Annotated in this window: 26 protein-coding genes and 1 pseudogene; 10 read left to right on the forward strand and 17 right to left on the reverse strand. The window is 73.5% G+C overall.

Annotated features, from left to right (window positions below; all coding sequences use genetic code 11):
* Positions 1-141: 141 nt before the first annotated feature.
* Positions 142-663 (reverse strand): MarR family transcriptional regulator, encoded by a 522-nt coding sequence (locus ABZW30_RS30280; protein ID WP_355674395.1) that lies wholly within the window; start codon positions 661-663, stop codon positions 142-144.
* A gap of 71 nt (positions 664-734) precedes the next feature.
* On the opposite strand from ABZW30_RS30280, the gene ABZW30_RS30285 reads away from it, so the two are divergent.
* Positions 735-1661 (forward strand): ABC transporter ATP-binding protein, encoded by a 927-nt coding sequence (locus ABZW30_RS30285; protein WP_355674396.1) that lies wholly within the window; start codon positions 735-737, stop codon positions 1659-1661.
* Positions 1658-3310, forward strand: a complete 1653-nt coding sequence (locus ABZW30_RS30290; protein ID WP_355674397.1) for an ABC transporter permease — start codon at positions 1658-1660, stop codon at positions 3308-3310. Before ABZW30_RS30285 ends, ABZW30_RS30290 begins: the two co-directional genes overlap by 4 nt.
* Before the next feature lie 27 nt (positions 3311-3337).
* On the opposite strand, the gene ABZW30_RS30295 is transcribed toward ABZW30_RS30290, so the two are convergent.
* From ABZW30_RS30295 to ABZW30_RS30325, 7 genes are all read right to left on the reverse strand, one after another.
* Positions 3338-3925, reverse strand: coding sequence for a TerD family protein (locus ABZW30_RS30295; protein ID WP_355674398.1), 588 nt, complete (start codon positions 3923-3925; stop codon positions 3338-3340).
* Between the two features lie 314 nt (positions 3926-4239).
* Positions 4240-4899: a hypothetical protein gene (locus tag ABZW30_RS30300; protein ID WP_355674399.1), complete on the reverse strand. Its 660-nt coding sequence runs from the start codon at positions 4897-4899 to the stop codon at positions 4240-4242.
* Positions 4896-5543 carry a class I SAM-dependent methyltransferase gene (locus ABZW30_RS30305; RefSeq protein ID WP_355674400.1) on the reverse strand — a complete coding sequence of 216 codons (648 nt, stop codon included), beginning with the start codon at positions 5541-5543 and terminating at the stop codon, positions 4896-4898. The genes ABZW30_RS30300 and ABZW30_RS30305 overlap by 4 nt, the downstream gene beginning before the upstream one ends.
* 235 nt (positions 5544-5778) lie before the next feature.
* Positions 5779-6360, reverse strand: coding sequence for a membrane protein insertion efficiency factor YidD (gene yidD / locus ABZW30_RS30310; RefSeq protein ID WP_355674401.1), 582 nt, complete (start codon positions 6358-6360; stop codon positions 5779-5781).
* Positions 6361-6483: 123 nt separating this feature from the next.
* Complete coding sequence (locus tag ABZW30_RS30315) at positions 6484-7254, reverse strand: hypothetical protein (protein ID WP_355674402.1); 771 nt, start codon at positions 7252-7254, stop codon at positions 6484-6486.
* 134 nt (positions 7255-7388) lie between these two features.
* A complete protein-coding gene (locus tag ABZW30_RS30320) occupies positions 7389-8372 on the reverse strand; it encodes a hypothetical protein (protein ID WP_355674403.1) in 984 nt (327 codons plus the stop codon).
* 233 nt (positions 8373-8605) lie between these two features.
* Positions 8606-10012, reverse strand: a complete 1407-nt coding sequence (locus tag ABZW30_RS30325; protein ID WP_355674404.1) for a family 2B encapsulin nanocompartment shell protein — start codon at positions 10010-10012, stop codon at positions 8606-8608.
* A 217-nt stretch (positions 10013-10229) separates the two neighbouring features.
* Here ABZW30_RS30325 and ABZW30_RS30330 point away from each other — a divergent pair, with 217 nt between their 5' ends.
* The gene (locus ABZW30_RS30330; protein WP_355674405.1) at positions 10230-10379 is read left to right on the forward strand and encodes a hypothetical protein; all 150 of its coding nucleotides are present in this window, start codon (positions 10230-10232) and stop codon (positions 10377-10379) included.
* Between the two features lie 207 nt (positions 10380-10586).
* Here the strand turns inward: ABZW30_RS30330 and ABZW30_RS30335 are convergent, their stop codons facing one another.
* From ABZW30_RS30335 to ABZW30_RS30350, 4 genes are all read right to left on the reverse strand, one after another.
* A complete protein-coding gene (locus ABZW30_RS30335; RefSeq protein ID WP_355674406.1) occupies positions 10587-11099 on the reverse strand; it encodes a hypothetical protein in 513 nt (170 codons plus the stop codon).
* A gap of 157 nt (positions 11100-11256) precedes the next feature.
* Positions 11257-12711, reverse strand: coding sequence for a PLP-dependent aminotransferase family protein (locus tag ABZW30_RS30340; protein ID WP_355674407.1), 1455 nt, complete (start codon positions 12709-12711; stop codon positions 11257-11259).
* Positions 12712-13068: 357 nt separating this feature from the next.
* Positions 13069-13587 (reverse strand): universal stress protein, encoded by a 519-nt coding sequence (locus ABZW30_RS30345; protein ID WP_355674408.1) that lies wholly within the window; start codon positions 13585-13587, stop codon positions 13069-13071.
* 129 nt (positions 13588-13716) lie between these two features.
* Positions 13717-14304 carry a pyridoxamine 5'-phosphate oxidase family protein gene (locus ABZW30_RS30350; protein ID WP_355674409.1) on the reverse strand — a complete coding sequence of 196 codons (588 nt, stop codon included), beginning with the start codon at positions 14302-14304 and terminating at the stop codon, positions 13717-13719.
* 131 nt (positions 14305-14435) lie between these two features.
* Between ABZW30_RS30350 and ABZW30_RS30355 the strand changes: the two genes are divergently transcribed.
* Positions 14436-15326 (forward strand): helix-turn-helix domain-containing protein, encoded by an 891-nt coding sequence (locus ABZW30_RS30355; RefSeq protein ID WP_355674410.1) that lies wholly within the window; start codon positions 14436-14438, stop codon positions 15324-15326.
* A gap of 169 nt (positions 15327-15495) precedes the next feature.
* On the opposite strand, the gene ABZW30_RS30360 is transcribed toward ABZW30_RS30355, so the two are convergent.
* Positions 15496-15930 (reverse strand): CBS domain-containing protein, encoded by a 435-nt coding sequence (locus ABZW30_RS30360; protein ID WP_355674411.1) that lies wholly within the window; start codon positions 15928-15930, stop codon positions 15496-15498.
* 163 nt (positions 15931-16093) lie between these two features.
* Here ABZW30_RS30360 and ABZW30_RS30365 point away from each other — a divergent pair, with 163 nt between their 5' ends.
* The 4 genes and pseudogenes from ABZW30_RS30365 (at position 16094) to ABZW30_RS30380 (ending at position 18886) form a co-directional block, all read left to right on the forward strand.
* Positions 16094-16459 (forward strand): helix-turn-helix domain-containing protein, encoded by a 366-nt coding sequence (locus ABZW30_RS30365; protein WP_355674412.1) that lies wholly within the window; start codon positions 16094-16096, stop codon positions 16457-16459.
* A 41-nt stretch (positions 16460-16500) separates the two neighbouring features.
* A complete protein-coding gene (locus ABZW30_RS30370) occupies positions 16501-16953 on the forward strand; it encodes a VOC family protein (RefSeq protein ID WP_355674413.1) in 453 nt (150 codons plus the stop codon).
* 76 nt (positions 16954-17029) lie between these two features.
* Positions 17030-17908 (forward strand): annotated as a pseudogene (gene ligD / locus ABZW30_RS30375) (non-homologous end-joining DNA ligase); the annotation flags it as partial.
* A 123-nt stretch (positions 17909-18031) separates the two neighbouring features.
* The gene (locus tag ABZW30_RS30380) at positions 18032-18886 is read left to right on the forward strand and encodes a DNA ligase (RefSeq protein ID WP_355674471.1); all 855 of its coding nucleotides are present in this window, start codon (positions 18032-18034) and stop codon (positions 18884-18886) included.
* A gap of 110 nt (positions 18887-18996) precedes the next feature.
* On the opposite strand, the gene ABZW30_RS30385 is transcribed toward ABZW30_RS30380, so the two are convergent.
* The 4 genes from ABZW30_RS30385 to ABZW30_RS30400 form a co-directional block, all read right to left on the reverse strand.
* On the reverse strand, positions 18997-19584 hold the full coding sequence (locus tag ABZW30_RS30385; RefSeq protein WP_355674414.1) for a type 1 glutamine amidotransferase domain-containing protein: 588 nt from the start codon (positions 19582-19584) through the stop codon (positions 18997-18999).
* Positions 19585-19587: 3 nt separating this feature from the next.
* Complete coding sequence (locus tag ABZW30_RS30390) at positions 19588-19884, reverse strand: PRC-barrel domain containing protein (protein WP_355674415.1); 297 nt, start codon at positions 19882-19884, stop codon at positions 19588-19590.
* A 3-nt stretch (positions 19885-19887) separates the two neighbouring features.
* Positions 19888-20301, reverse strand: coding sequence for a hypothetical protein (locus ABZW30_RS30395; protein WP_355674416.1), 414 nt, complete (start codon positions 20299-20301; stop codon positions 19888-19890).
* 67 nt (positions 20302-20368) lie between these two features.
* The gene (locus ABZW30_RS30400; RefSeq protein ID WP_355674417.1) at positions 20369-20812 is read right to left on the reverse strand and encodes a hypothetical protein; all 444 of its coding nucleotides are present in this window, start codon (positions 20810-20812) and stop codon (positions 20369-20371) included.
* A 155-nt stretch (positions 20813-20967) separates the two neighbouring features.
* Between ABZW30_RS30400 and ABZW30_RS30405 the strand changes: the two genes are divergently transcribed.
* Both ABZW30_RS30405 and ABZW30_RS30410 read left to right on the forward strand, forming a co-directional pair.
* On the forward strand, positions 20968-21183 hold the full coding sequence (locus tag ABZW30_RS30405) for a hypothetical protein (protein ID WP_355674418.1): 216 nt from the start codon (positions 20968-20970) through the stop codon (positions 21181-21183).
* Entirely contained in the window at positions 21168-21554 is a 387-nt protein-coding gene (locus ABZW30_RS30410) for a VOC family protein (RefSeq protein WP_355674419.1), read from the forward strand. The genes ABZW30_RS30405 and ABZW30_RS30410 overlap by 16 nt, the downstream gene beginning before the upstream one ends.
* Positions 21555-21575: the final 21 nt, after the last annotated feature.

Below are 21575 nucleotides of genomic sequence, written 5' to 3' on the forward strand. Positions count from 1 at the left end.
GCCGCCGAGGACGCCGCGGGCGTCGGCCCCCATCTGCGCGGCGGGGCCGCCCGCCCCCCGCTGCGCGAGCCCGCCCCCGCCCTCGCCCCCGCCGCCGCGCCGTTTCCCGACCGGCCACCTCCCGACGTCCGGGCGACACTGCTACTCCCCCGCCGGCCTCCCCGCCCGGTGCTCCCGCCAGCGGCCGAGCATGCCGTGCAGCTCGTCGATCATGAACTCGAAGAAGGCCGCGCTCTCCGCCAGCCGCTCCCCCGCGACCGTGCCCGCGCCGACGGTAGCCTCGCCGTCCTTCAGCACCCGGATCCAGCGCAGCATGATCTCGTCCCGCCGGGTCAGGGACTCGAACCAGACGTCGTTGAGCACCCGGTAACGGTCGCGCCGCGAGCCGGGTTCGCGCTCCTTGGCGACCAGGCCGACCTGGATCAGGTAGCGCATCGCGCCGGAGACGGCGGCCGGGCTGATCTGCAGGCGTTCGGAGAGTTCGGCGGAGGTCAGCACGCCGCTCTCCTCGGCCATCAGGCAGGAGAAGATCCGGGAGGGCATCCGGCCCATGCCCGCGACCACCAGCTCAGCCGCGAACCGCTCGACGAAGTCCGACACGACCCGGCCGTCACGCCCCTGCTCCGGCTCCCGTTCCACGGCCGTCCCCTTTCCAGTGATCATCCGCCCCCTCCTCGAACTTTAACGCCTTCCCAATATTCACGTTTTTCTGAAACTACGGTAGCTTCAGAAGCATGACCAAGGCCATCATCCTGTCCGGCCTACGCAAGACCTTCGGCCGGACCACCGCGCTGGACGGCCTCGACCTCACCGTCGAGACCGGCGAGGTCCACGGCTTCCTGGGGCCCAACGGCGCCGGGAAGTCCACCACCGTGCGTGTTCTCCTCGGCCTGCTGCGGGCGGACGGCGGCACCGCCCGGCTGCTCGGCAAGGACCCGTGGAGCGACGCCGTCGAGCTGCACCGCCGCCTCGCGTACGTCCCCGGGGACGTCCAGCTCTGGCCCAACCTCACCGGCGGCGAGGCCATCGACCTGCTCTCCCGGCTGGGCGGCCGGCACGACCGGCGCCGCCGCGACGAGCTGATCGAGCGCTTCGACCTCGACCCGACCAAGAAGGGCCGCAGCTACTCCAAGGGCAACCGGCAGAAGGTCGCCATCGTCGCCGCGCTCGCCTCCGACGCCGAACTGCTGCTGCTGGACGAACCGACCTCGGGCCTGGACCCACTGATGGAGGTGGTCTTCCAGGACGTCGTCCGGCAGGCCAAGGAACAGGGCCGGACCGTCCTGCTCTCCAGCCACATCCTGGACGAGGTGGAGAAGCTCGGCGACCGGGTCAGCATCATCCGGCAGGGCCGCGTGGTGCAGACCGGCACCCTCGACGAACTGCGCCACCTCACCCGCACCACCGTCGAGGCCGAGACCAGCCGCCCGGTGACCGGACTGGACGCGCTGGACGGCGTACACGCCCTGCGCACCGACGGGCTGCGCGTCCACTTCGCCATCGACAGCGCCCAACTCGACGCCGCCATAAGGAAACTGAGCGAGGCCGGACTGCGCAGCCTGGTCAGCCACCCGCCCACGCTGGAGGAGCTCATGCTGCGCCACTACGGCGACGAGCTGGCCGCCAACGGGCACCGCCTCGACGGCGAGGCCGCGCGATGACCACCACCGCCGCACCCACCGCCCGCCGCGCCCAGCCGGGCCGCGCCGCGGAGCGCACCACCCTGGCCGGCACCGCCGCCCTGCTGCGCTTCGCCGTGCGCCGGGACCGGGTCCGGCTGCCCGTCTGGGTGCTCGGCCTCGGGCTGCTCACCATCGCGACCGCCGACAGCGTCCACACCGTCTACCCCACGGCCGCCGACCGCGCCTCGATCGCCCACGGCTCCGACAACCCGGCCCTGCTCGCCATGACCGGCCCGGCCCACTACCTGGCCGACTACACCTGGGGCGCCATGCTCGGCCACCGGATGCTCGGCCTGCTGGCCGTGCTCGCCGGCCTGATGAGCGTCCTGACCGTCACCCGGCACACCCGCGCGGAGGAGGAGAGCGGCCGCGCCGAACTGATCCGCTCCACCGCCGTCGGCCGCCACGCCCAGCTCGCCGCGGCGCTGGCCACCGCCGCCGTCGCCGACCTGGCGCTCGCACTGCTGCTCACCGTCGGCCTGCCCGGCCTCGGCGTCCCCGGCCTGACCACCGGCGGCGCGCTGCTCTACGGCGCCGCGACCGCCGTTGGCGGGCTGCTGTTCGCCGCGGTGGCCGCCGTCACCGTCCAGGTCACCGCGCACACCCGGACCGCCTCCGGGCTGGCCCTGTCCGTCCTCGGCGCCGCCTACGCGCTGCGCGCCGCCGGGGACGCCACGGAGAACGGACTCTCCTGGGCCTCCCCGATCGGCTGGCTGCAGCGCAGCTACCCCTTCGTCGACGACCGCTGGTGGCCGCTGCTGCCCGCGCTCGCGCTGACCGCCGCCACCGCGGCCGCCGGGTTCCTGCTGAGCACCCGCCGCGACCACGGCGCCGGGCTGCGCGCCACCCGCCCCGGCCCGGCCACCGGCAGCCCGCTCCTGGGCACCCCGCTCGGCCTGGCGCTGCGCCTGCACCGCGGCCTGATCGGCGGCTTCGCGGTCGCCCTGCTGCTGCTCGGCGCGATGTACGGCTCACTGCTCGGCGACGCCGACTCGATGCTCAAGGACGTCGACCGGATCAGGGAGGCGCTGGCCCGGCTCGGCGGCCATACCCTCGCCGACTCCTTCGCCGCGCTGACGATGCTGGTCGTCGCGGTGGTCGGCGGGGTCTACGCCGTCCTCGCGACGCTGCGCCCGCGCGCCGAGGAGAGCGGCGGACGAGCCGTGCCGGTGCTGGCCGCCGGGGTGTCGCGGTCCGGCTGGCTGGGTGGACACCTGGCGGCGGCACTGCTGGGCTCCACCACCGTGATGCTCGCCGCGGGCGTCGGGTTCGGCCTGTCCGGGGCGCTGTCCACCGGCGACGCGGGCGTGTTCCTGCGGCTGACCGGCGCGGCCCTGGCCTTCGCGCCCGCCCTGTGGGTGACGGTCGGTTTCACCGCCGCCGTCTACGGCTGGCTGCCCAGGGCCATGCCGCTGGCCTGGATCGTCCCGGCCTACGCGTTCGTGATCGGCTACCTGGGCCCACTGCTGAAGCTCCCCTCGGGCCTGGACCGGCTCTCCCCCTTCGGCCAGGTACCCCGGCTTCCGGCGGCCGGGATGGACTGGACGCCACTGGCCGTGCTCACCCTGGTCGCGGCCGCGCTGATCGCCCTGGCCCTGGCCGGGTTCCGGCGCCGGGACGTCGAGTGACGCCCCGGACGCCGGGACCGGACCGGCTCAGAGGTGCTTGACCAGCTCCGGCATCAGGTCCTGGAAGGTGCGCCCGTTGGCCGGCTGGCCGATCGCGGCCATCTGCCAACCACCCGGCGTGCGCTGCACCTTGGCCATGATCTGCGCGGTGTACGGGCCGCCGCCGGTGAGGGTGTAGCGGGCCAGCTCGACGCCGGTGGCCTCGTCCACCAGTCGGCAGAAGGCCGCCTCGACCTCCTGGAAGGTTTGCCCGGTGAAGGAGTTGACGGTGAAGACGATCTGGTCGACCTCGGCCGCGATCCTGGTGAGGTCGACCGTGATCGACTCGTCGTCGGTCGCGTCACCCGCGCCGCCGACCAGGTTGTCACCGCTGTGCCGGACCGAGCCGTCGTTGCTGGTGAGGTGCTGGAAGAAGACCACGTCCAGCGCCCGCCCCTGGGAGAACAGCACCGCCGAGGCGTCCAGGTCGATCTCCCGCCCGGCGGAGAACAGTTTGGCCAGGAAGCCCTTGCGCTCCACGGCCTTCCAGCCCAGGCCCATCCGGACCAGGCTCAACTGCCCACCGCCCGGCTTCTCCAGGCTGATCTTCTGCCCCTTGGCCAGCGAAACGGTCATCGTGCCCTCCTCGTTCCTGCCGCCGTCCGTGCCGCGAATCTACCGCGCCCCGGGGAAACCTCTGATCATCGGACGGCGTACTTCGAGGACCCCTACCCAGCAGTCCCCCGGCCCGCACTTCCGGCGGTAGTCCGCACACCGAGGGATCCGTCGGCCGGACGTCCGGCGTAGCCGTGAAACGGGACCGAACGGTCCGACGGCGCAACCGTCCAGGCAGCGACGCCACGACGGCCACGAGGCCGATCAGCATGCGGATTCCCGTACTTCACAGCGAAGTTGACGTTCACTCAGGCTTGCGTGCGGCCTCAGATGGATCAGGCGTCGCCGTTCAGCAGGTGCTGGCGCACCTCCTGGAAGGTCCAGGCCCCGCCGGCCGGCCGGGAGAACACCCACACCAGGTCGAACCGGTCCGGCCAGGTGCCTGGCACGCCGCTGCCGGACGCACCGAGCGCCTCGACGATCCGCGGGATCCGGGAGTGCTCCCAGCAGATCAGCACCGGCTGGGTACCGGCGAGCGCGGCACCGGCCAGCTCGGACTCCTGGGACTCGGCGTACGTGGTGTCCACGGTGAGCCCGAGCTTGGCGGCCAGCGGCGTGACGGTCTGGCGCATCCGGTGCGCCCCCGCCATCGGCCCCTGGTCGGTGGCGGCGTAGATCCGGGCCGGGGTGTGCAGGCCGGTCGCGGGCGGGGCGAACAGGGTGGGCAGCGCCTTGGCGCGGTCCCAGCCGCGCTGGGTGAGCGACTTGCCGTCGTGCTTGCCGTTCTCGTCCAGGCCGGGCAGGTTGCCGTCGGGCTTCTCGCCGTGCCGGATGATCATCACGAAGGCCGCTCCGCCCGGATCACTGGCCTTGGCCACCGGACCGTTCTTGTCGGCCTTGTCCTTCTTCCCCGAGGAGGAGCAGCCCGCCAGCACCAGCGGGGCGGCCGCCAGCAGGCCGCTGAGCAGCGCGCGGCGGGAGGTCACGACCGTCACTCGGCACCCCGCTCCAGCCGCACCAGCGCGTCGACCGCGACGGCCGTACCGCCGCCCGTACCGCCGTCCTTGTGGCCGGGCTCGGCGCCGACCGTGCGGTGGACGCGCTCGGCGCGCACGGTGCGCAGGCCGTGGTCGGCGAGGTCGGCGAGGACGTCGTCCGGGGTGAACAGGACGGCCGGGTCCTGCGGTCCGCCGACGCCCTCGGTGAGGTTGCTCAGGTCGTGCCCGACCACCAGCAGGGTGCCGCCGGGGGCGAGCGCGTCGGCGGCGCGGCGCAGCGCGGTCCGGCGGTCCTCGGCGGGCAGTTGGAGGTAGGCGACCAGGACGAGGTCGTAGCCGGCGGCGGGGGCCTCAAAGCTTCGGGCGTCGCCGTGACGCCAGGTGAGGTGGTCGGCGACCTCGTCCGGCAGGTCGGCGGTGAGCCGTTCGGCGCGCTCCAGGGCGACGGCGGAGAAGTCCAGGCCGGTCACCTCCCAGCCCTGGGCTGCCAGCCAGATGGCGTTGCGGCCCTCGCCGGCGGCCAGGTCCAGGGCGTGACCGGGGGTGTGTCCGGTCAGTTCGCGGACCACCCATTGGTTGGGCGCGGTACCCCAGACCAGTTCGCTCGCGGCGTAGCGGTCGTCCCAGCCCTGACTGTCCATGGCGCTCCTCCGTTCGACGGCCTGCTCGGTACCGGTCAACCTACCGGTCCACCACCCTGCGTCGCCCTGCGCGGGCCGGACGGTCCGGCGGGCGGACACAGTTGACGGCGGACATCGGCCCCGTCCAGTCCCGCCGCGGTGCCGTACGCGGGCAGGCCGCTGGCTGTCGGTGCGGCCGCCGGAACGCCAGCGGCCGGCGCGGATCGCACGCGGGCCACTCGCCATGCCCGGAGGATCAGCGCGGCACCGGGTCCGCCCCGCCCCGCCCCGGGCGGCAGCGCAGCAGGCGCCCGACCGTCAGCCGGGCCCCGCGCAGCGCGCCGTGGCGGTGCAGCGCCTGCACCGCGTAGGTCGAACAGGACGGTGTGTACGGGCAGCAGGCCGGGCGCCGGGGGCTCACCTCGGTGCGGTAGTGGCGCACCGCGCCGTACATCACCCCGGCCGCGAACCCGCGCGGGGCGGGCGCGGACGGGTCGGCCGTACGGCGCCCGTGTGCCCCGGTGAGGGCGAAGCGGATGCCGGAGGCCATCATCACCGGGATGAGCGCGATCAGGCACGGGTCGGCGATGTCACAGCAGCCGTCGCTGCAGCAGTCCAGGACGCCGTCGTCGCGCTTGCGCTTGCCGCCGTCCTCGTCCTTGCGGTTGCGCCGCTGGTAGGCCTGGTAGGCCTCCCACTCCTTGCGCTGCTTCTTCCGGCGCAGCCGTTCCGACTCGGGCAGCCACCACCAGGCGTGCTCCGGGCCGGGCGGTGGGACGGGAGCGGCATCCGGCGCCCACGGGACCTGTCCACCGGGATCCGGCGTCGGATAGGACACTGCTGATGTTCCCCTCGATCCATCGAGCGAGGGCCGACCCCCGATAACCCGGGCAAGGTTATCCGGTGATCACCTGCCCGGATCCCGGTGGACGACGTGGTCGAAGGGGCTCCGAACCCTGTATCAGCCCTTGAGGTTGAGCGAGGGGAAGAGGTCGTCGAACGGCTGCGTGGTGACCGAGACGCTTCTGGCGAACGGATCGTCGAAGTCCCAGATCATGAACAGCAGGAAGGCGATCAGCGCGCTGAAGCAGGCTGCCAGGATCAACTCCCTTCGCGTGCGCCGGATCTGCAGCGCGAACAGCATGCCGATGGTCACCACGGCGCCGCCGATCAGGCCGAACCAGACCACGCCCGGCATACCCGGTCCGGCGCTCTGGCCACGCTGGTTGCGGGCGTCGGAGGCCTGGCTGATCCGGTCCATGATCGGCTGGTAGGCCTGGGACTCCAGATCCGAGGCCGACGGCCGGGTGGCCACGTCGTTCTGGAGCTTCTCCAGCAGCTCGGTGCCCTTGTCGGTGATCTCACCGTGCTTGGCCATGTAGTCCCATTCGACGTTGACCACGTACGTGACGTACGCGTCCACATCGGCCCGGACCTGGTCGCGGAACTCGGCCGGGTAGACCACCGCCCGGTCGCTCACCTCCCGCAGCGACTGCGCCTCGCGGAACAGGTCGTCCTGGGCGGCGCCGCGCGCCTCCCAGACACCCGCGATGGCGAGGCCGAGGACGATCGCGTAGACCACGCCGATCATCATCGTGATGTACTCGATGACGTCGGGCGTCTCATCGACGTTCTTCTCGGTGCCCACCCGACGGTGCCTCAGCAACACCACCGCCACCACGACGGCACAGGCCGCCGCCATGGCGATGGCCAGCACCACCCACTCGGACATGGGAACTCCCTTCTCTGGCTTGGCTTGTGACGTGAACGGGGAACTCGGGAACTCGGCCGACTCGGGGACCGGCGGCCGTGCGGTCGCGGGCCCAGGGGTGCCCGGGGGGCCCGGGGTCCTGTGGCGGGACGCCGTCAGGACTGGGAACGACCTCGGCCCTGGTTGCCACGGCCCGGGCGCAGGGCTGCGGCCGCCAGCACGGCGGGGACGGTGACCAGCAACATCGTGGTGGTCGCCGGGGCGCTTTGATGATGCCGCGCGACCGGCTGCGGCTGGGTCGGCCGGGCGTGGAACATCGGCTGTGCCACCGGGCTCGGGCGCACCAGGCTCGGCGGCGCGGCGGGAGGGGGCGGCTGGGGGGCAGGGGCGGCCGCGTGGGTGGGCGCGGGCGCCGCCGGGGGCGGCGCGGCCGGTGCGGGGGCCGGGGGCAGCGGAGGCGTGGACGACGGGGGTGGGGTGGGCGCCGGGGTCGGGCTCGGCAACGCTGGGGTCGGCGTGGGAGTCGGCGTCGGGATCGGCGTGTGCGTCGGCGTAGGAGTCGGGATGGGCGTCGGAGTCGGGGTGGGCGTAGGAGTCGGGGTGGGCGTCGGAGTCGGGGTGGGCGTCGGAGTCGGGCTCGGGCAGGGGTGCGGGTGGTGGTGCCCGCTGTGGTCGCCGCGACCGTCCTGCTCGTCGTGGTCGCCCTGCTCGTCGTCCGGCCGCCCCGCTTGGTGCCGGAGGTCCGTCGGCGCCGAGGGCGAGAACGGGGGTGCCACCGGGAACGGGCCTGCCTGGTGCGGGTGGCACGGGTGGTGCCCGTGCGGCGGCTTGGACCCGTGGTGCATGGCGCCGGGGGCGACCGTCACGCCGACCTGGACGTCCACGTCCACTCCGACGTCCACGCTCCCGCCCGGGCCGACCGACACCGACACGTCCGTCTCGCTGCACACGCAGGTGTCGACCACCAGGCCGTGCGGGTGTCCGCCCGATCGCTCGGCCCCGGAGGCGGTGGCGCCGCCGACCAGCGCGCACATCGCCACCACGCCGACCACCGCGCCGACCAGTCGTACCCGCCGCCCGGGGGCCGCAGTCCCACCACCGGGCAGCGGCATCCGTCGGAACTGCCGACGCTGCGGCATGGGCTCCACACACCTCTCGGCTCGGCTGGGTGGGACGGCGCGGGCTCGGGCTGATCAGCCACGGCGAAACAGGCAGAAGCGGTCAAGTCCGGATCGGGAAACCGATCGGGTACGACCGGATACTTCCGAACACGATCAGGCGGACGGCCCGCCACAGCGGGCGGGCCGTCCGCCATCAGGTCAAACGATCTTCACGCCGGCCGGTTACGGCCCGCACTCACTGTTCTTCGCGCTCAGTGGCGACGGTGCGCGATCTCGACGTTCTCCAGGACGCCGACCGCGTCCGGCACCAGGATCGCGCACGAGTAGTAGGCGCTGACCAGGTAGGAGATGATCGCCTTCTCGTCGATGCCCATGAAGCGGACCGACAGCGCGGGCTGGTACTCGTCCGGGAGGCCGGTCTGGTGCAGGCCGATGACGCCCTGGTTGTCCTCACCGGTACGGATCACCAGGATCGAGCTGGTATTCTCCTTGGTGATCGGGATCTTGCTGCACGGCAGGATCGGCACACCGCGCCAGGCCGGCACCTGCTGCCCGCCGAGGTCGACATGGTGCGGGTAGATGCCCCGGGCGTTGAACTCGCGGCCGATCGCGGCGATGGTGCGCGGGTGGGCCAGCAGGTAGTCGGGGTCGCGGCGGCGGTTGAGCAACTCGTCCAGGTCGTCCGGGGTGGGCGGGCCGGAGTGGGTCTGGATGCGCTGGTCGAAGTCGGCGTTGTTGAGCAGACCGAACTCCGGATTGTTGATCATCTCGTGCTCCTGGCGCTCGCGCAGGGCCTCGATGGTCAGTCGGAGCTGGTGCTCGATCTGGTTCATCGGCTGGTTGTACAGGTCCGCGACGCGGGTGTGGACCTTGAGGATGGTCTGGGCGACGCTCAGCTCGTACTCACGCGGCTTGAGCTCGTAGTCCACGAAGGCGCCGGGGAGTTCGTACTCTCCGTGGTGGCCGGCCGACATGGCGATCTCGGCCTCGCCGCGCTCGTTCTGGGCCTGCAGCGGCAGGGCCAGGAAGGACTCCAGGTGCTCCTGGAGGCTTGGCGCGTTGTCCCGGATACGGGCGAAGTCGTCCCGGCCGAGGGTCAGCGCGACACCGGAGGTGGCGGACTTCGCGGTGTACTCCCAGACGGCGTCCGCGTTCAGCAGCGCGTCGTCGCCGAAGCGGTCGCCGTCACCGGCCACGCCGACCACGGTCTCGTCGCCGTACTTGCCGGTGCCGATCTTGTTGATCTTGCCGTGCGCGATCAGGAAGATCCTGTCGGCCGCCTCGCCCTGGGTGGTGAGGACCTCGCCGGGGCCGAAGTCGATCTGCCGGCAGCGGTCGGCGAGGGCGGTCAGCACGTCCTCGTCCTCGTAGCCGCGCAGCAGGGCGAGCTCGCCCAGCTCGGCCGGGATCACGCGGACCTGGGAGCCGGTCTTGATGAACTCCACCACGCCATTGCCGACGGTGTAGGTGAGCCGTCGGTTCACCCGGTACGCACCACCGTGGGCCTCGACCCACGGGAGCACCTTGAGCAGCCAGCGGGAGGTGATCTCCTGCATCTGCGGTGCGGACTTGGTCGTGGTGGCAAGGTTGCGGGCAGCCGCCGTCGCGAGGCTCTGCTGCCGGTCCTGCTGTGTCTCCGGGCTCGTGTCCACGGGCATCGGCAGGGGTCTCCATTCGTGTGGTCGGATCACGCGGCCAGGGCCGTACCGCACCTACCTGGGCACGCAAGCCATGACGGACCATCAGATCCGCTTACCGGTAGGGAAGTTGGTGGGACTTCGGGAGAGCGGCCGCCGTCTCGCGGCGGCCCATCCGGAACCCTAGATCACCAGCACCCGACCAGGCCCGTACGGAGACCGACTACCCCCCGATAGGGTGAATCTCCCCCCATCCACCCCGCAGCACCCCACCGCCCGCAGGAACATCCCGTCCCACCTGCCCGGGCCGAGCTCCAGCGAGGGCCGCGGCAACGCCCCCACCCGGGACGCGGCTTCCGCCCCCACCCACGTATCGACCCCGGCGTAGAGCCCGTACGGCATCGGCGCGCCGGTGAATTCGGCGGGGTTGTCGGGGTCGTTCGGCATCCATGCGCGGATGCGCCGATCCGCGCACCGCGGTCCGCCGGCGCGATGGGCCCGTCAGGTGCCGGACGGGGGTGGCCGACACCTGACGGGGGTACGGGGGATGCGCAGAGGGAAATGCGCCGGGAGAGGTGCTTCGACCGGCCGTGGGTCAGGCGCAGGCGACCTGGGTGCCCGGGATGCCGATGATGCCCGAGTTGTTGGCCTCACCGCCCTTGTACTCGTAGTACAGGTAGGAGTAGAAGTCGATCCTGGTCGCCGCGCCGCAGGCCGAGTCGGGGGCGATGGTGTAGGTGATCGTGAAGGTGCTGCTGGCGCCGGGGGCGAGCGGCACGTTGTAGCGGGCGATACCGCCGTGGACGTTGTCGCTGCAGCCGTTGGTCTGGGTGCCGCAGGCCGTGGCGGTGAACTTGAGGTCCTTCTCCAGGCTGGTGTCGTAGGTCTGCTGGACGCTCTGGTAGACGAACTGGATCGGTGTGTCGTACGGGTTGGTGAGCGTCATGGTGAGCGTGAACTCACCGCCCCGCACGGTCGTCTGACGGTCGGAGACCGCTGTGACGGGCAGCGGGCCGTCGGCCCGGGCCGGCGCGGCGGAGAGGAGCAGACCGACGGCGACGGCCGGACACGCGGCCAACGCCGCCCGGCTCAGATGTGTTCTGCGCATGCCCAAGGAGCGTAGGCGGCGGTACCGCTGCGGTTGCCTTCCTCGACCCGAAGCCGTACCGACGCAGGAGCGGCCGGCGGACGCCCGGGACCGGTCGAACGGCGAAACGGCCCGGCGGACGGTCCGGGGGTCCTATGCTTCGCCCCTCACCCCGCCCTCAGGTCGGCGGCGGCAGGATGTCGCAGAGCGCGGCGAGCGCCGCCGGGTAGGCGTGGTCGGGTGGGGTGGCGTAGCCGACGACCAGGCCGTCCGCCGTCGGCATGGCCTCGGGGGTGACGGCCGGGTGGCGGTAGTCGGCGAGGCCGTCGAGGGCGAGGCCGCGGTAGGTGGCGGCCTTGAGCACCGAACGCTCGGTGCCCGGCTCCAGGCGCAGCACCGCGTGCAGGCCGGCCGCGATGCCGGAGACCTCGACGTGCGGGGCGCTCGCGGCGAGCGCGGCCACCAGCCGGTCCCGGCGGTCGCGGTAGCGGCGCCGCATCCGGCGGACGTGGCGGTCGTAGCCGCCGGAGTCGATGAACTCGGCGAGGGTCAGCTGGTCCAGGGCGCTGGCCCAGCCCTCGCGTTCGCCCTTGACCGCGAGCACCCGGTCGACCAGGTGGTCCGGCACGACCATCCAGCCGAGGCGCAGCGCGGGGCTGAGGCTCTTGCTGGTGCTGCCGAGGTAGACCACCCGCTCGGGGTCGAGCCCCTGGACGGCGCCGACCGGTTGGCGGTCGTAGCGGAACTCGCCGTCGTAGTCGTCCTCCAGGACGAGCCCACCGCGTCCGCGCGCCCAGTCGATGACGGCGGCGCGGCGGCCGGCGTGCAACGGCCCGCCGGTCGGGAACTGATGGGCGGGGGTGAGCAGGACCGTACGAACGTCCGGCCGGTGCGCCAACTCGCCGACCCGGGCGCCGTGTTCGTCGATCGGCAGCGGAACGGCGGTGACCCCGGCGGCGGCCAGCAGCCCGCGGTGGAAGCCCAGCCCGTACGCCTCGACGGCCAGCGGCCCCTGTTCGGCGGGCGGCAGGGCGGGCGCCGGGCCGTCGAAGAGCAGTCGCAGCGCGTGGGCGAAGCCGGAGCAGATGACGATCCGGTCGGGGTCGGTGCGCACTCCGCGGGCGCGGGCGAGGTAGTCGGCGAGGGCGGTTCGCAGTTCGCGCCTGCCGTGCGGATCGCCGGGCCCGAAGGCCTCGTTGGGCGCGACGGTGAGGGCCCGGCGGGCGGCAGCCAGCCAGGCGGTCCGGGGGAACGAGGCGGCGTCGGGCTGGCCCTGGCGCAGGTCGTGCACCGGCCCGGGCCGCGCCGAGGGGCGGCGGGCCCGGGTGGACGGGACGGGCGCGGCGCGTTCGGCGACGGTGGTCCCGGAGCCCTGACGGGCGGTCAGCCAGCCCTCGGCGACGAGTTCGGCGTAGGCCTCGGCGGCGGTGTTGCGGGCCAGGCCGAGGTCGGCGGCCAGGGCCCGGTAGGGCGGCAGCCGGGTGCCGGGCGCGAGTCTGCCGCTGCGGATCGCCTCACGCAGCGCGGCCATCAGCGCGGCGCGGCGCCCGCCGGTGGCGGGCAGGTCGAGGTGCAGGTCGCTGCCGGTCGGGTGGGCCGGCTCGGTAGGGTGCGCGCCCGGCGTTTCCGTCATGCTTCCGCACCCTACCGGCCGCACCTGCGCGCTCCGGCGGGCGGTCAGCCCTGACGGTACCGGTTCGGCTGGCCGTGGTCTCCGTACGGGTTGGGCTGGCCGGGCTGGCCGTACGAGTTGGGCTGCTGGTACTGGCCGTAGGGGCTGGGCCAGCCGTAGCCACCGGGCTGGGCTTGGACCTGGGGGACGGGGGGCTGCGCCTGAACCGGAGGGACGGCCTGCAGGACGGGCTGCGGGAAAGCCTGCGGTGTGCCCTGCTGCGCGCCCGGCCGAGCCCGTTCCGCACCCGCTGCCGTTGTCGCGCCGGCGCAGGGGCGGGTCCGACGATTCGCGCCCGGCGGGGCTGTCGGGCACGCCCTACGGCACGACGGTCACGGGCCAGCGCCCGGCCTTGACCAGCCGGACGGCCACCGAGCCGATCACCTTGTGCCCGGCCTGTTCGGAGACGCCGACCACGACGGCGTCGGCGCGCAGCTCGTCGGCGAGCTTGGCCAGGCCGGTGTACGGGTCACCACGCATGGTCAGGAAACGCCAGTCCACCTTCCACACCTCGCGGACCCGCTGCTCGGCCTCGCGCAGCGCGGCCAGCAGTTCGTCGGCGATCTCCTGGGTGGTCTCCTCCACCGCGGCCCCGGCCAGGGCGGTCGCGGCGCCGAGTATCGGCTGGATGTAGGCCACCGCGAGGGCGGCGCCCTGGCGGCGGGCCAGTCCGGCGGCGTAGGCGGTGGCGCGCCAGGAGGAGTCGGAGCCGTCCAGGCCCGCCAGGATCACCTTGGGCCCGTCGGTCCCCAGCTCGAAGCCGGCGGGCACGGCCGCCACCTCGTGGTCCTCGTCGCCGACGGCGCCGGTGTCGGCCGCATCACTCTCGTTGCTCATGGACTGAAGGCTATGCCCGCCGCCGCGGGTGAGCGCAGGGGGCGCTCCGGTACACCGGAGCGGGGTCCACGCCGCTCCCCGGCCCGCGGAAGCCGATGGTCCCCGGCGGGCCGGGCGACCGACCGGCCGTCAGGCGGCGGGTCGGGGCGGGAGCGGCAGCGGGACGGCGGGCAGGCCGTCGATGCTGGTGGCGACGAGCGGCTTGCGCTCGCAGTAGGCGCTGAACTCGGCCTCGTCCTTGCGGTCGAAGTACTGGGCGTGCAGGTCACGGTCGGCGCGGTAGTCCATGAACGGGACCGCGTAGCCGCAGGAGTCGCTGACCCGGTCGGCCTTCACCAGGACGATCGCGCGCAGGCCCGAGCCGTCCGCGGCGGGGTCGAAGTGGCCGAGCAGTTCGGCGAAGCGCGGGTCGTCGCGGAAGACGGGTTCGCCCCGGCCGTGCACCCGCACCACGGTGGGCGGGCCCTCGAAGGCGCACCACATCAGGGTGATCCGGCCGTTCTCCCGCAGGTGGGCGGCGGTCTCGGCCTGCGATCCACCGAAGTCCAGGTAGGCGAGGGTGAGTTCGTCGATCACCGCGAGGGTGCCGGCGCGGCCCTTGGGCGAGATGTTGACATGCCCGTCGGCGGCCAGCGGCGCGGTCGCGACGAAGTAGACGGGCTGACGTTCGATGAACTGCCGCAGCCGGCCGTCGATGGATTCGTACTGCTTTCCCATGTGCGCAATTGTGCCCGCATCTCGGCCCGCGAGAAAGGAAAATCCGTCCAATGAGACGGTGACCCGTCGCCCCGGGCCCGCCTAGGATGGCGGTGCACCCACCACCCGCCCGGCCGAGCACGGGAGTTGAGATGGTCCAGGACACCCTTCCGGCGGCCGGGTACACCATGGCCGTCGGCGCGCCCGCCTCCCCGCTGCGCCGGTACGTGCTCGACTACCGCGGCTACCGGATGGTCCTGGACCGCCCGCGCCGAAGGCTGGAGGTGCCGACGGACGTGGTCACCCTGGCGCTCGCCTTCGAGGGCACCATGCGGCTCAGCGACGCCGTCGCGCCGACGGCGGGCGTCCGCCTCGGCTCGATCGCGGCCGGGCTGCGCCGAACCGCCACCATCGCCGAACACGCCGGTGTGCTGTACGGGTTGTCGGTCTCGCTCACCCCGCAGGGCGCCTTCCGGGCGTTCGGGCCGGTGGCCGGGGAGCTCGGCGGGCAGTGGGCCGAGGCCGGGGACGTGCTGGGCCCCCGGCTGCGCACGCTGGCCGGGCGGTTGGCCGACGCCCCGGACTGGCGGGCCCGATTCGCCCTGCTGGACGGGTACTTCACCGCCCTGTTCGCCTACGGTCCGGCCTGGGAACCGTCCATCACCTGGGCCTGGCACCAACTCCGGCGCTCCCACGGCCTGGTGCCGATCCGCACCCTGGTCGAGGGCACCGGATGGAGCCGCCGCAGGCTGGAACTGCGCTTCCGCGACCACCTCGGGCTGGCGCCCAAGCAGGCCGCCGGCATCCTGCGGCTGCAGCGGACCCTGCGGCTGCTCACCACGCCGGACGGTCACCCGGCCGGCGCCGACCTGGCCGCACTCTGCGGCTACTACGACCAGTCGCACCTGGACCGCGCCTTCCGCGGCATGGTCGGCTGCTCACCACGCGAGTTCCTGGCCTCCCGGTGCTCGGCCGCCGCGCTGCCCGAGCCCACCGACCGGGTCGTCGGTCGGGTCACCAGCGCGGTGCTGAACGCCGGTTGAGCTCCGCCGCGGAACGCCGGTCGAGCGCCGCTGCGCATTTGTACAAGACGCGCGGCCGCCCCGCCCGGCACCCTCGGAAGGCCCGGCCGGTACGAGGGGACCGGCCGGTCACGGGCGCACGAGCGGGGCTCGCTCCACATCGGCACCAGTGGCAGTGGTGCCGGCAGGGTCAGCGCTTCATGTAGACGCTGTCCATGAAGTCGATGATCTGCTGATCCGTCAGCCGGTGGCCCTTGCGGTGGCCCATCGCCAGGTCGGCCTCACTGATCATGCCGACCAGCCGTTCGCCGTCGATCACCGGGATGCGGCGGATCTGGTGCTGCTCCATCTTCTTCAGCACCGTGTCCATGCTGTCGTCGGCGCGCACGCAGTGCAGGTGCCCGGCCAGCTCCATCGCCGTCATGGTGGCCGGGTCCTTGCCCTCGGCGAGACATCGCACCACGATGTCACGGTCGGTGATGATTCCGTGCAGCTTCTGGTCGTCGCCGCAGATCGGCAGCGCGCCCACGTTCTTGTCGCGCATCATCCGCGCGGCCTCGTCCAGCGTCTGGTTGGCGCCGATGCACTGGGCGCCGGTGTGCATGATGTCTCGGGCAGTGGTCACGGGGACTCCTTCGTCGGTACTACCCCCCGACAGCCCTCCCCCTGGCAGGTCGACACCAGTGATCGCGGTGTGACCGTGCCATCACCATAGGCAACACCGCTCCCACCCGCGACCGCGAGAGCCGACTCGGCAGCCCCGATACCGAAATGCCGATACTGAGAGCGTGACGACGGAAACCAGCAGTGGCGGTGCGCTGCCGGTGGCGGAGCTGGCCCGGGAGACCGGCTGGAGCGCCCGGCACCTCCAGGAGCGGTTCCGCCGGGAGACCGGGCTCACCCCCAAGGCCGCCGCCCGGGTGATCCGATTCGACCGGACCAGGCGCCTGCTCGCCGCCGGCTCCCCACCGCCCCGGCTGGTGGAACTGGCCGTCCGCTGCGGCTACTTCGACCAGGCGCACCTGGCGCGCGAGTTCCGCACGCTGGCCGGGGCGGCGCCGAGCGCCTGGCTGGCGATGGAAGGGCCGGAGGAGGCGAGGTTCCGAAACGTCCAAGGCGGGACGGTCGGGGCTGCCACAGAGTGGGAGGCCTGAGCGCCCCCACCGGGTAGGCGCCCCTACTGGAGGAGAAAGCCATGGACCCCGAGAGCCCCGCCCCGCAGGTCTGGCCCACCCTGCGCGCCACCGACGCCCGGGGGCTGATCCGCTTCCTGGCGGCCGCCTTCGGCTTCCAGGAGGTGGTCAGCTACGGCGAGGGCGATTTCGTCTCCCACGCCGAGCTGGCCTGGCCGGAGGGCGGCGGCGTGATGCTCGGCTCCGACCGCGAGACCCCCGAGGGCGGCCGGGACCGGCCCGCCCGCCCGGGGACCTTCGCCGCGTACGTGGTCACCGCCGACCCGGACCGCCTGCACGCCCGCGCCGTGGCCGCCGGCGCCAGGATCACCACCGCGCTGCACGAGACCGACTACGGCTCGCGTGACTTCGCCGCAGCCGATCCGGAGGGCAACCACTGGTACTTCGGCACCTATCCGGGCGCACCGCGGCCCGCCGCCCCGCAGGGTGTTCGTGATGGAGCCCCCGGGCGGTGAAAGCCACGAGCGGCAGGTCCCACGGCGGGGCAGACTGGCTGCGGGGGCCACCCGCAGGACGCTTCGGAGGCGGCCCATGCCGCAGATGACGGTGGACGGGCGCACCCTCGCCCTCTCCCACCTCGACAAGGTGTACTACCCGCGCACCGGCACCCTCAAGGGCGAGGTGCTGCGCTACTACGCCGCCGTGCACACCGCCCTGCTCCCCCACCTGCGCGACCGCCCGGTCTCCTTCCTGCGCTGCCCGGACGGCGTCGAGGCGGAGCTGTTCGTCGCCAAGAACCCCCCGCCCGGCACCCCGGACTGGGTGCGCACCGTGGAGGTGCCCAGCAGCAGCGGCGACCTGCGCCAGGTGGTGCTGGAGGACGGCGCGGCCCTGCTGTCGGTCGCCAACCTGGGCTGCCTGGAGCTGCACGTCCCGCAGTGGCACGCGGCCGCGCCCGGCCTGGCCGACCGGCTGGTCCTGGACCTCGACCCCGGCGAGGGCGCGGACGTGCTGACCTGCCGGGCGGTCGCGCTGCTGCTGCGCGAACGGCTGGCGTCGGCCGGCCTGACGGCCTGGGTGAAGACTTCCGGATCCAAGGGCCTGCACCTGCTGGTCCCGATCGAGCCCACCCCCAGCGCCAGGGTCTGCGCGTACGCGAAGGCGCTGGCCGCCGCCCTGGAGGACGAGCACCCGGAGCTGGTGGTGCACACCATGGCCAAGGCGCGGCGCCGGGGCCGGGTGCTGGTCGACTGGTCGCAGAACAACGCCAGGAAGACCACCGCCGCGCCGTACACCCTGCGGGCCCGGCCGCTGCCGACGGTCTCCGCCCCGCTCTCCTGGGGCGAGTTGGAGCGGGCGCGCGGCGTGGACGACCTCACCTTCACCCTCGCCGCGGTCCCCGGGCGGCTGGCGGCCCGGGGCGACCTGTTCGCGCCGTTGCTGGACCCGGACGAGGCTCGAACCCTACCGGGCGCACCGGTGTCACCGCCGGAGCGGTCCGAACCCGCGCGGTCCGAACCCGCGCAGCCCAAACCCGCGCAGCCGAAACCGCCCGAACAGCCCCGCCAGGTGCTGCACCCGCCAGTCGAGGTGATGCGCCCAGCCGCCGTCACCGCCGTCCCGCTCACCGACGCGCTGGGCGGGAGCGGGGTGCGGTACGAGCTGAAGCTGGACGGCTTTCGCTGCGTCGCCTTCGCCCGCGGCGACCGCCCCGCCTTCCTCCAGTCCCGCTCCGGCCGCGACCTCGCACCGGAGTTCCCGCCGATCGCCGCCGCCGTCGCGCGACTGCCCGAGGGGCTGGTGCTGGACGCCGAACTGGTCGCCTGGCGGTCGGGCCGGTTCGCCTTCGAGGAACTGCTGCACACCCGCCAGGCCCGGGCCGCCGCCCCGGATGTCGCCCTCGGGCTGATCGCCTTCGACCTGCTCGCCCTGCCCGGCCGCGACGTCCGCCGTCTCCCGCTCACCGACCGGCGCCGTCTGCTGCTCGCCGCCCTGGCCGACGTCCCGCCGCCGATCCAGCCGGTGATGGCCACCACCGACCGGACGGAGGCGCTGGAGTGGATGACCCAGCTCGCCGACATCGGCGTGGAGGGCCTGGTCTGCAAGGCCTCAGGCTCCCCCTACCGCCCGCGCGCCGCGGGCCGCGCCTGGGTCAAGTACCGCCGCGACGACACCGTGGACGCCGCCGTCCGCGCTCTCACCGGTCCGGCCGGCCGCCCACACGCGCTGGTGGTCCGACTCGACGACGACAGGGTCCTGTTGACCACACCCCGGCTCACCCCCGTACAGGCCCGCGAGATCGCCCAGGCCACCGCCGCGTTCCTCGGCCCGCCCTCGACCGACCCCGACCACGGCCCGGTCCGCCCCCTCACCACCCCGCTGCGTGCCGAGATCATCCTCACCGGCCGCCCACCCACCGCCACCTTCGTCCGCCTGCGCGGGGACTAGCGGAGACCGAGCAACACAACCGTCGGACAAGGGAGTTGGATCCTCAGAGCCTGCCCGGCCGAGGCCGGCGGCCTCTCCCGGGGCGCTTCACCCCGGTCTGACCGGGCGCCTCACGTCCGGCGGTGCTTCGCCGTCGCGTGGGCGAACTCGGTGACCAGCGCGTCGTTGAAGACCGGCAGGTCCCCCGGCTTGCGGCTGGTCACCAGCACACCGGGACCGTCGTGGCAGACGTGCACCTCCTCGTCCACCCAGTGGGCGCCCGCGTTCACCAGGTCGGTGCGCAGGCTGGGCCAGGAGGTGAGGGTGCGGCCACGGACGGCGTCGGCCTCGATCAGGGTCCAGGCCGCGTGGCAGATCGCCGCGACCGGGCAGCCGGAAGCGCAGCAGCCGTGCACGAAGGCGACCGCCGCCCGGTCCAGCCGGAGCCGGTCCGGGTTGGCGACGCCGCCGGGCAGGACCAGCCCGTCGTAGTCGGCCGGATCCGCACCGGCGACGAGGGCGTCCACCGCGAAGGTGTCACCGAGGGCGCGGTGCCGGACGGCCTGGACCCGCCCCGGGGCAGTGGAGAGCAGGCGCGGGGTGCCGCCGGACTCGGCGACGGCCTGCCAGGGCGAGGTCAGTTCGTCCTGCTCGGCGCCGTACGGGGCGACCAGGAAGGCGATCGTCCGGCCGGTCAGGGTGGTGGACGGCCAGCCCATGGTTCAGCGCGGACAGCGGGCGGTCAGGTCTTCGGCGGCAGGCGGGGCCGAACTGAGCCGGGCCCGCGGGCAGTCGAGGTGGACGGCGAGGTCCAGGTGGTCGATCCGGGCGACCAGCCCGACCGGGACCAGCACCCGGGTGCCCGGCACCCAGGACGAGGCGTCGACCAGCAGATGGTTCCCGGCGTCCTGCTCGATCCGGCCGAGCGGGCCGTCGGTGGCGTGCACCTCGTATCCGACCAGGCTGAGGTCGGCGGCAGGATGGGAGCCCGGGCGGTACTCCCACAGGTCAGTGCCCATCACTCAGCCGCCCGCCTCCGGCCGGTCCCAGGGGCGGCGTTCGCGCCCCTCCTCCCGATCCGGCCGGTCCGGGTCCACGGACTCGGCCCGGCGCGTACCGCGGCGGCGCCGCAGCAGCTCCGAGGTCGCGACCGCGGCCGCCACCGAGGCCGCCCAGACCACCCCGAGAGCGGTCAGCACGGCGGTGGTCGGAGTCCGTACGCCGATGCTGAGGCAGATCGCCGTCATCACCAACGCGGTCAGCACCACCGCGGCCGAGACGCGGTGCCCGGCGCTGCGCAGAGTGCCCAGAACCCGGCTCGGCCGTTTGGCACCCATGGTGCTCAGCTTCCGGTCGAGGCGCGCGTCCTGGCGCAGATCGGACTCGATCTCCTCGAGGAGCCGCCGCTCCCATCCGCTCAACGCGGGTCCGTCCATATCGGTCACCTCCGACACTTCCCGGTGACGTGCTCGCACCCGGGCGGTTGCCCGGTACGGGCCGGCGCTAACCGTTCCAGGCACCGCCTGTTCCCACGCCCACGCGGCCGAAGGCCCGGGGACGGGCGAGCAGGCTGTCGTCCAGGACACGCAGCAGGGCAGCGGCGTCGCGGTGGACCTCGACCGCGCCGGCCGCCCTCAGCTCGGGACCGGCGTCCCCGCCGGTCTCCAGGGCGATGCAGGGCACCCCGACCCGCCGCGCCGCCAACACCTCGCGCACGCTCCCGGCGACGGCCACTGCGTGCGAGGGCGAGCCGTCCACCAGCTCCAGCGCCGCCCGTAGGGGGTCGCTGCCAGGAGCGGCCACGGTCAGGGCGGGCGCTCCGGCCGGCCCGGGCCCGGTCAGCACGACCGTCCAGCCGCGGGCGGCGCACTCGCGCAGCAGCTCGGCGCCACCGGGCAGCCGGGGCCGCCAGTCGGTACCGAAGAGAGCCGCCGAGATCACCGTCATGGCCAGTCGCTTCCGTGCTTCCGTTCCGCAGGCCACGCGCCGTATGCGCCCTTCCAGGTTAGGCCGCCGCACGGCCGGGCGCGCTGCCTGCCGGGGAGGGGTTCGCGGGCCTGCGAAAACCGCTCGGCGGGCGGTCGGCGGGCAGGGTACTCCGGTTGTTCGCGAGCGGGGTGTCCGCGGGTGAGAAGCGCGACGACCCGCTGCCGCTGCGCCCGTACCGGCTCTTCGAGCCCGACCGGCACCTGCTGCCGCACCGGCTCGCCCGGCTGCCCGCCGTCCGGCGGCCCTGGCTGCGCGCGATCTACGATCGGCTCGGCGACGGCCGCCAGTACCAGCGCACACCGGAGGGCAGCTCATGCGGATCAACCTGACCAGTGTCTTCGTCGACGACCAGGACAAGGCCCTGCGCTTCTACACCGAGATGCTGGGCTTCGTGAAGAAGGAGGAGGTCCCGCTCGGCGAGCACCGCTGGCTCACGGTGGTCTCGCCCGAACAGCCCGAGGGCACCGAACTGGTGCTGGAGCCCGACGCCCACCCCGCCGTCAGGCCGTACAAGACGGCCCTGGTCGCCGACGGCATTCCGGCCGCCTCCTTCGCCGTCGACAACGTGCACGCCGAGTACGAGCGCCTGCACCGGCTCGGGGTGCGGTTCACCAAGGAGCCGCTGGCGACGGGCCCGGTCACCATCGCCGTCCTGGACGACACCTGCGGCAACCTCATCCAGCTCGCCCAGTACCACTGACGGGTCGCGCCTACGGCGCCT

Source organism: Kitasatospora sp. NPDC004669 (assembly GCF_040609455.1).
Taxonomy (GTDB): domain Bacteria; phylum Actinomycetota; class Actinomycetes; order Streptomycetales; family Streptomycetaceae; genus Kitasatospora.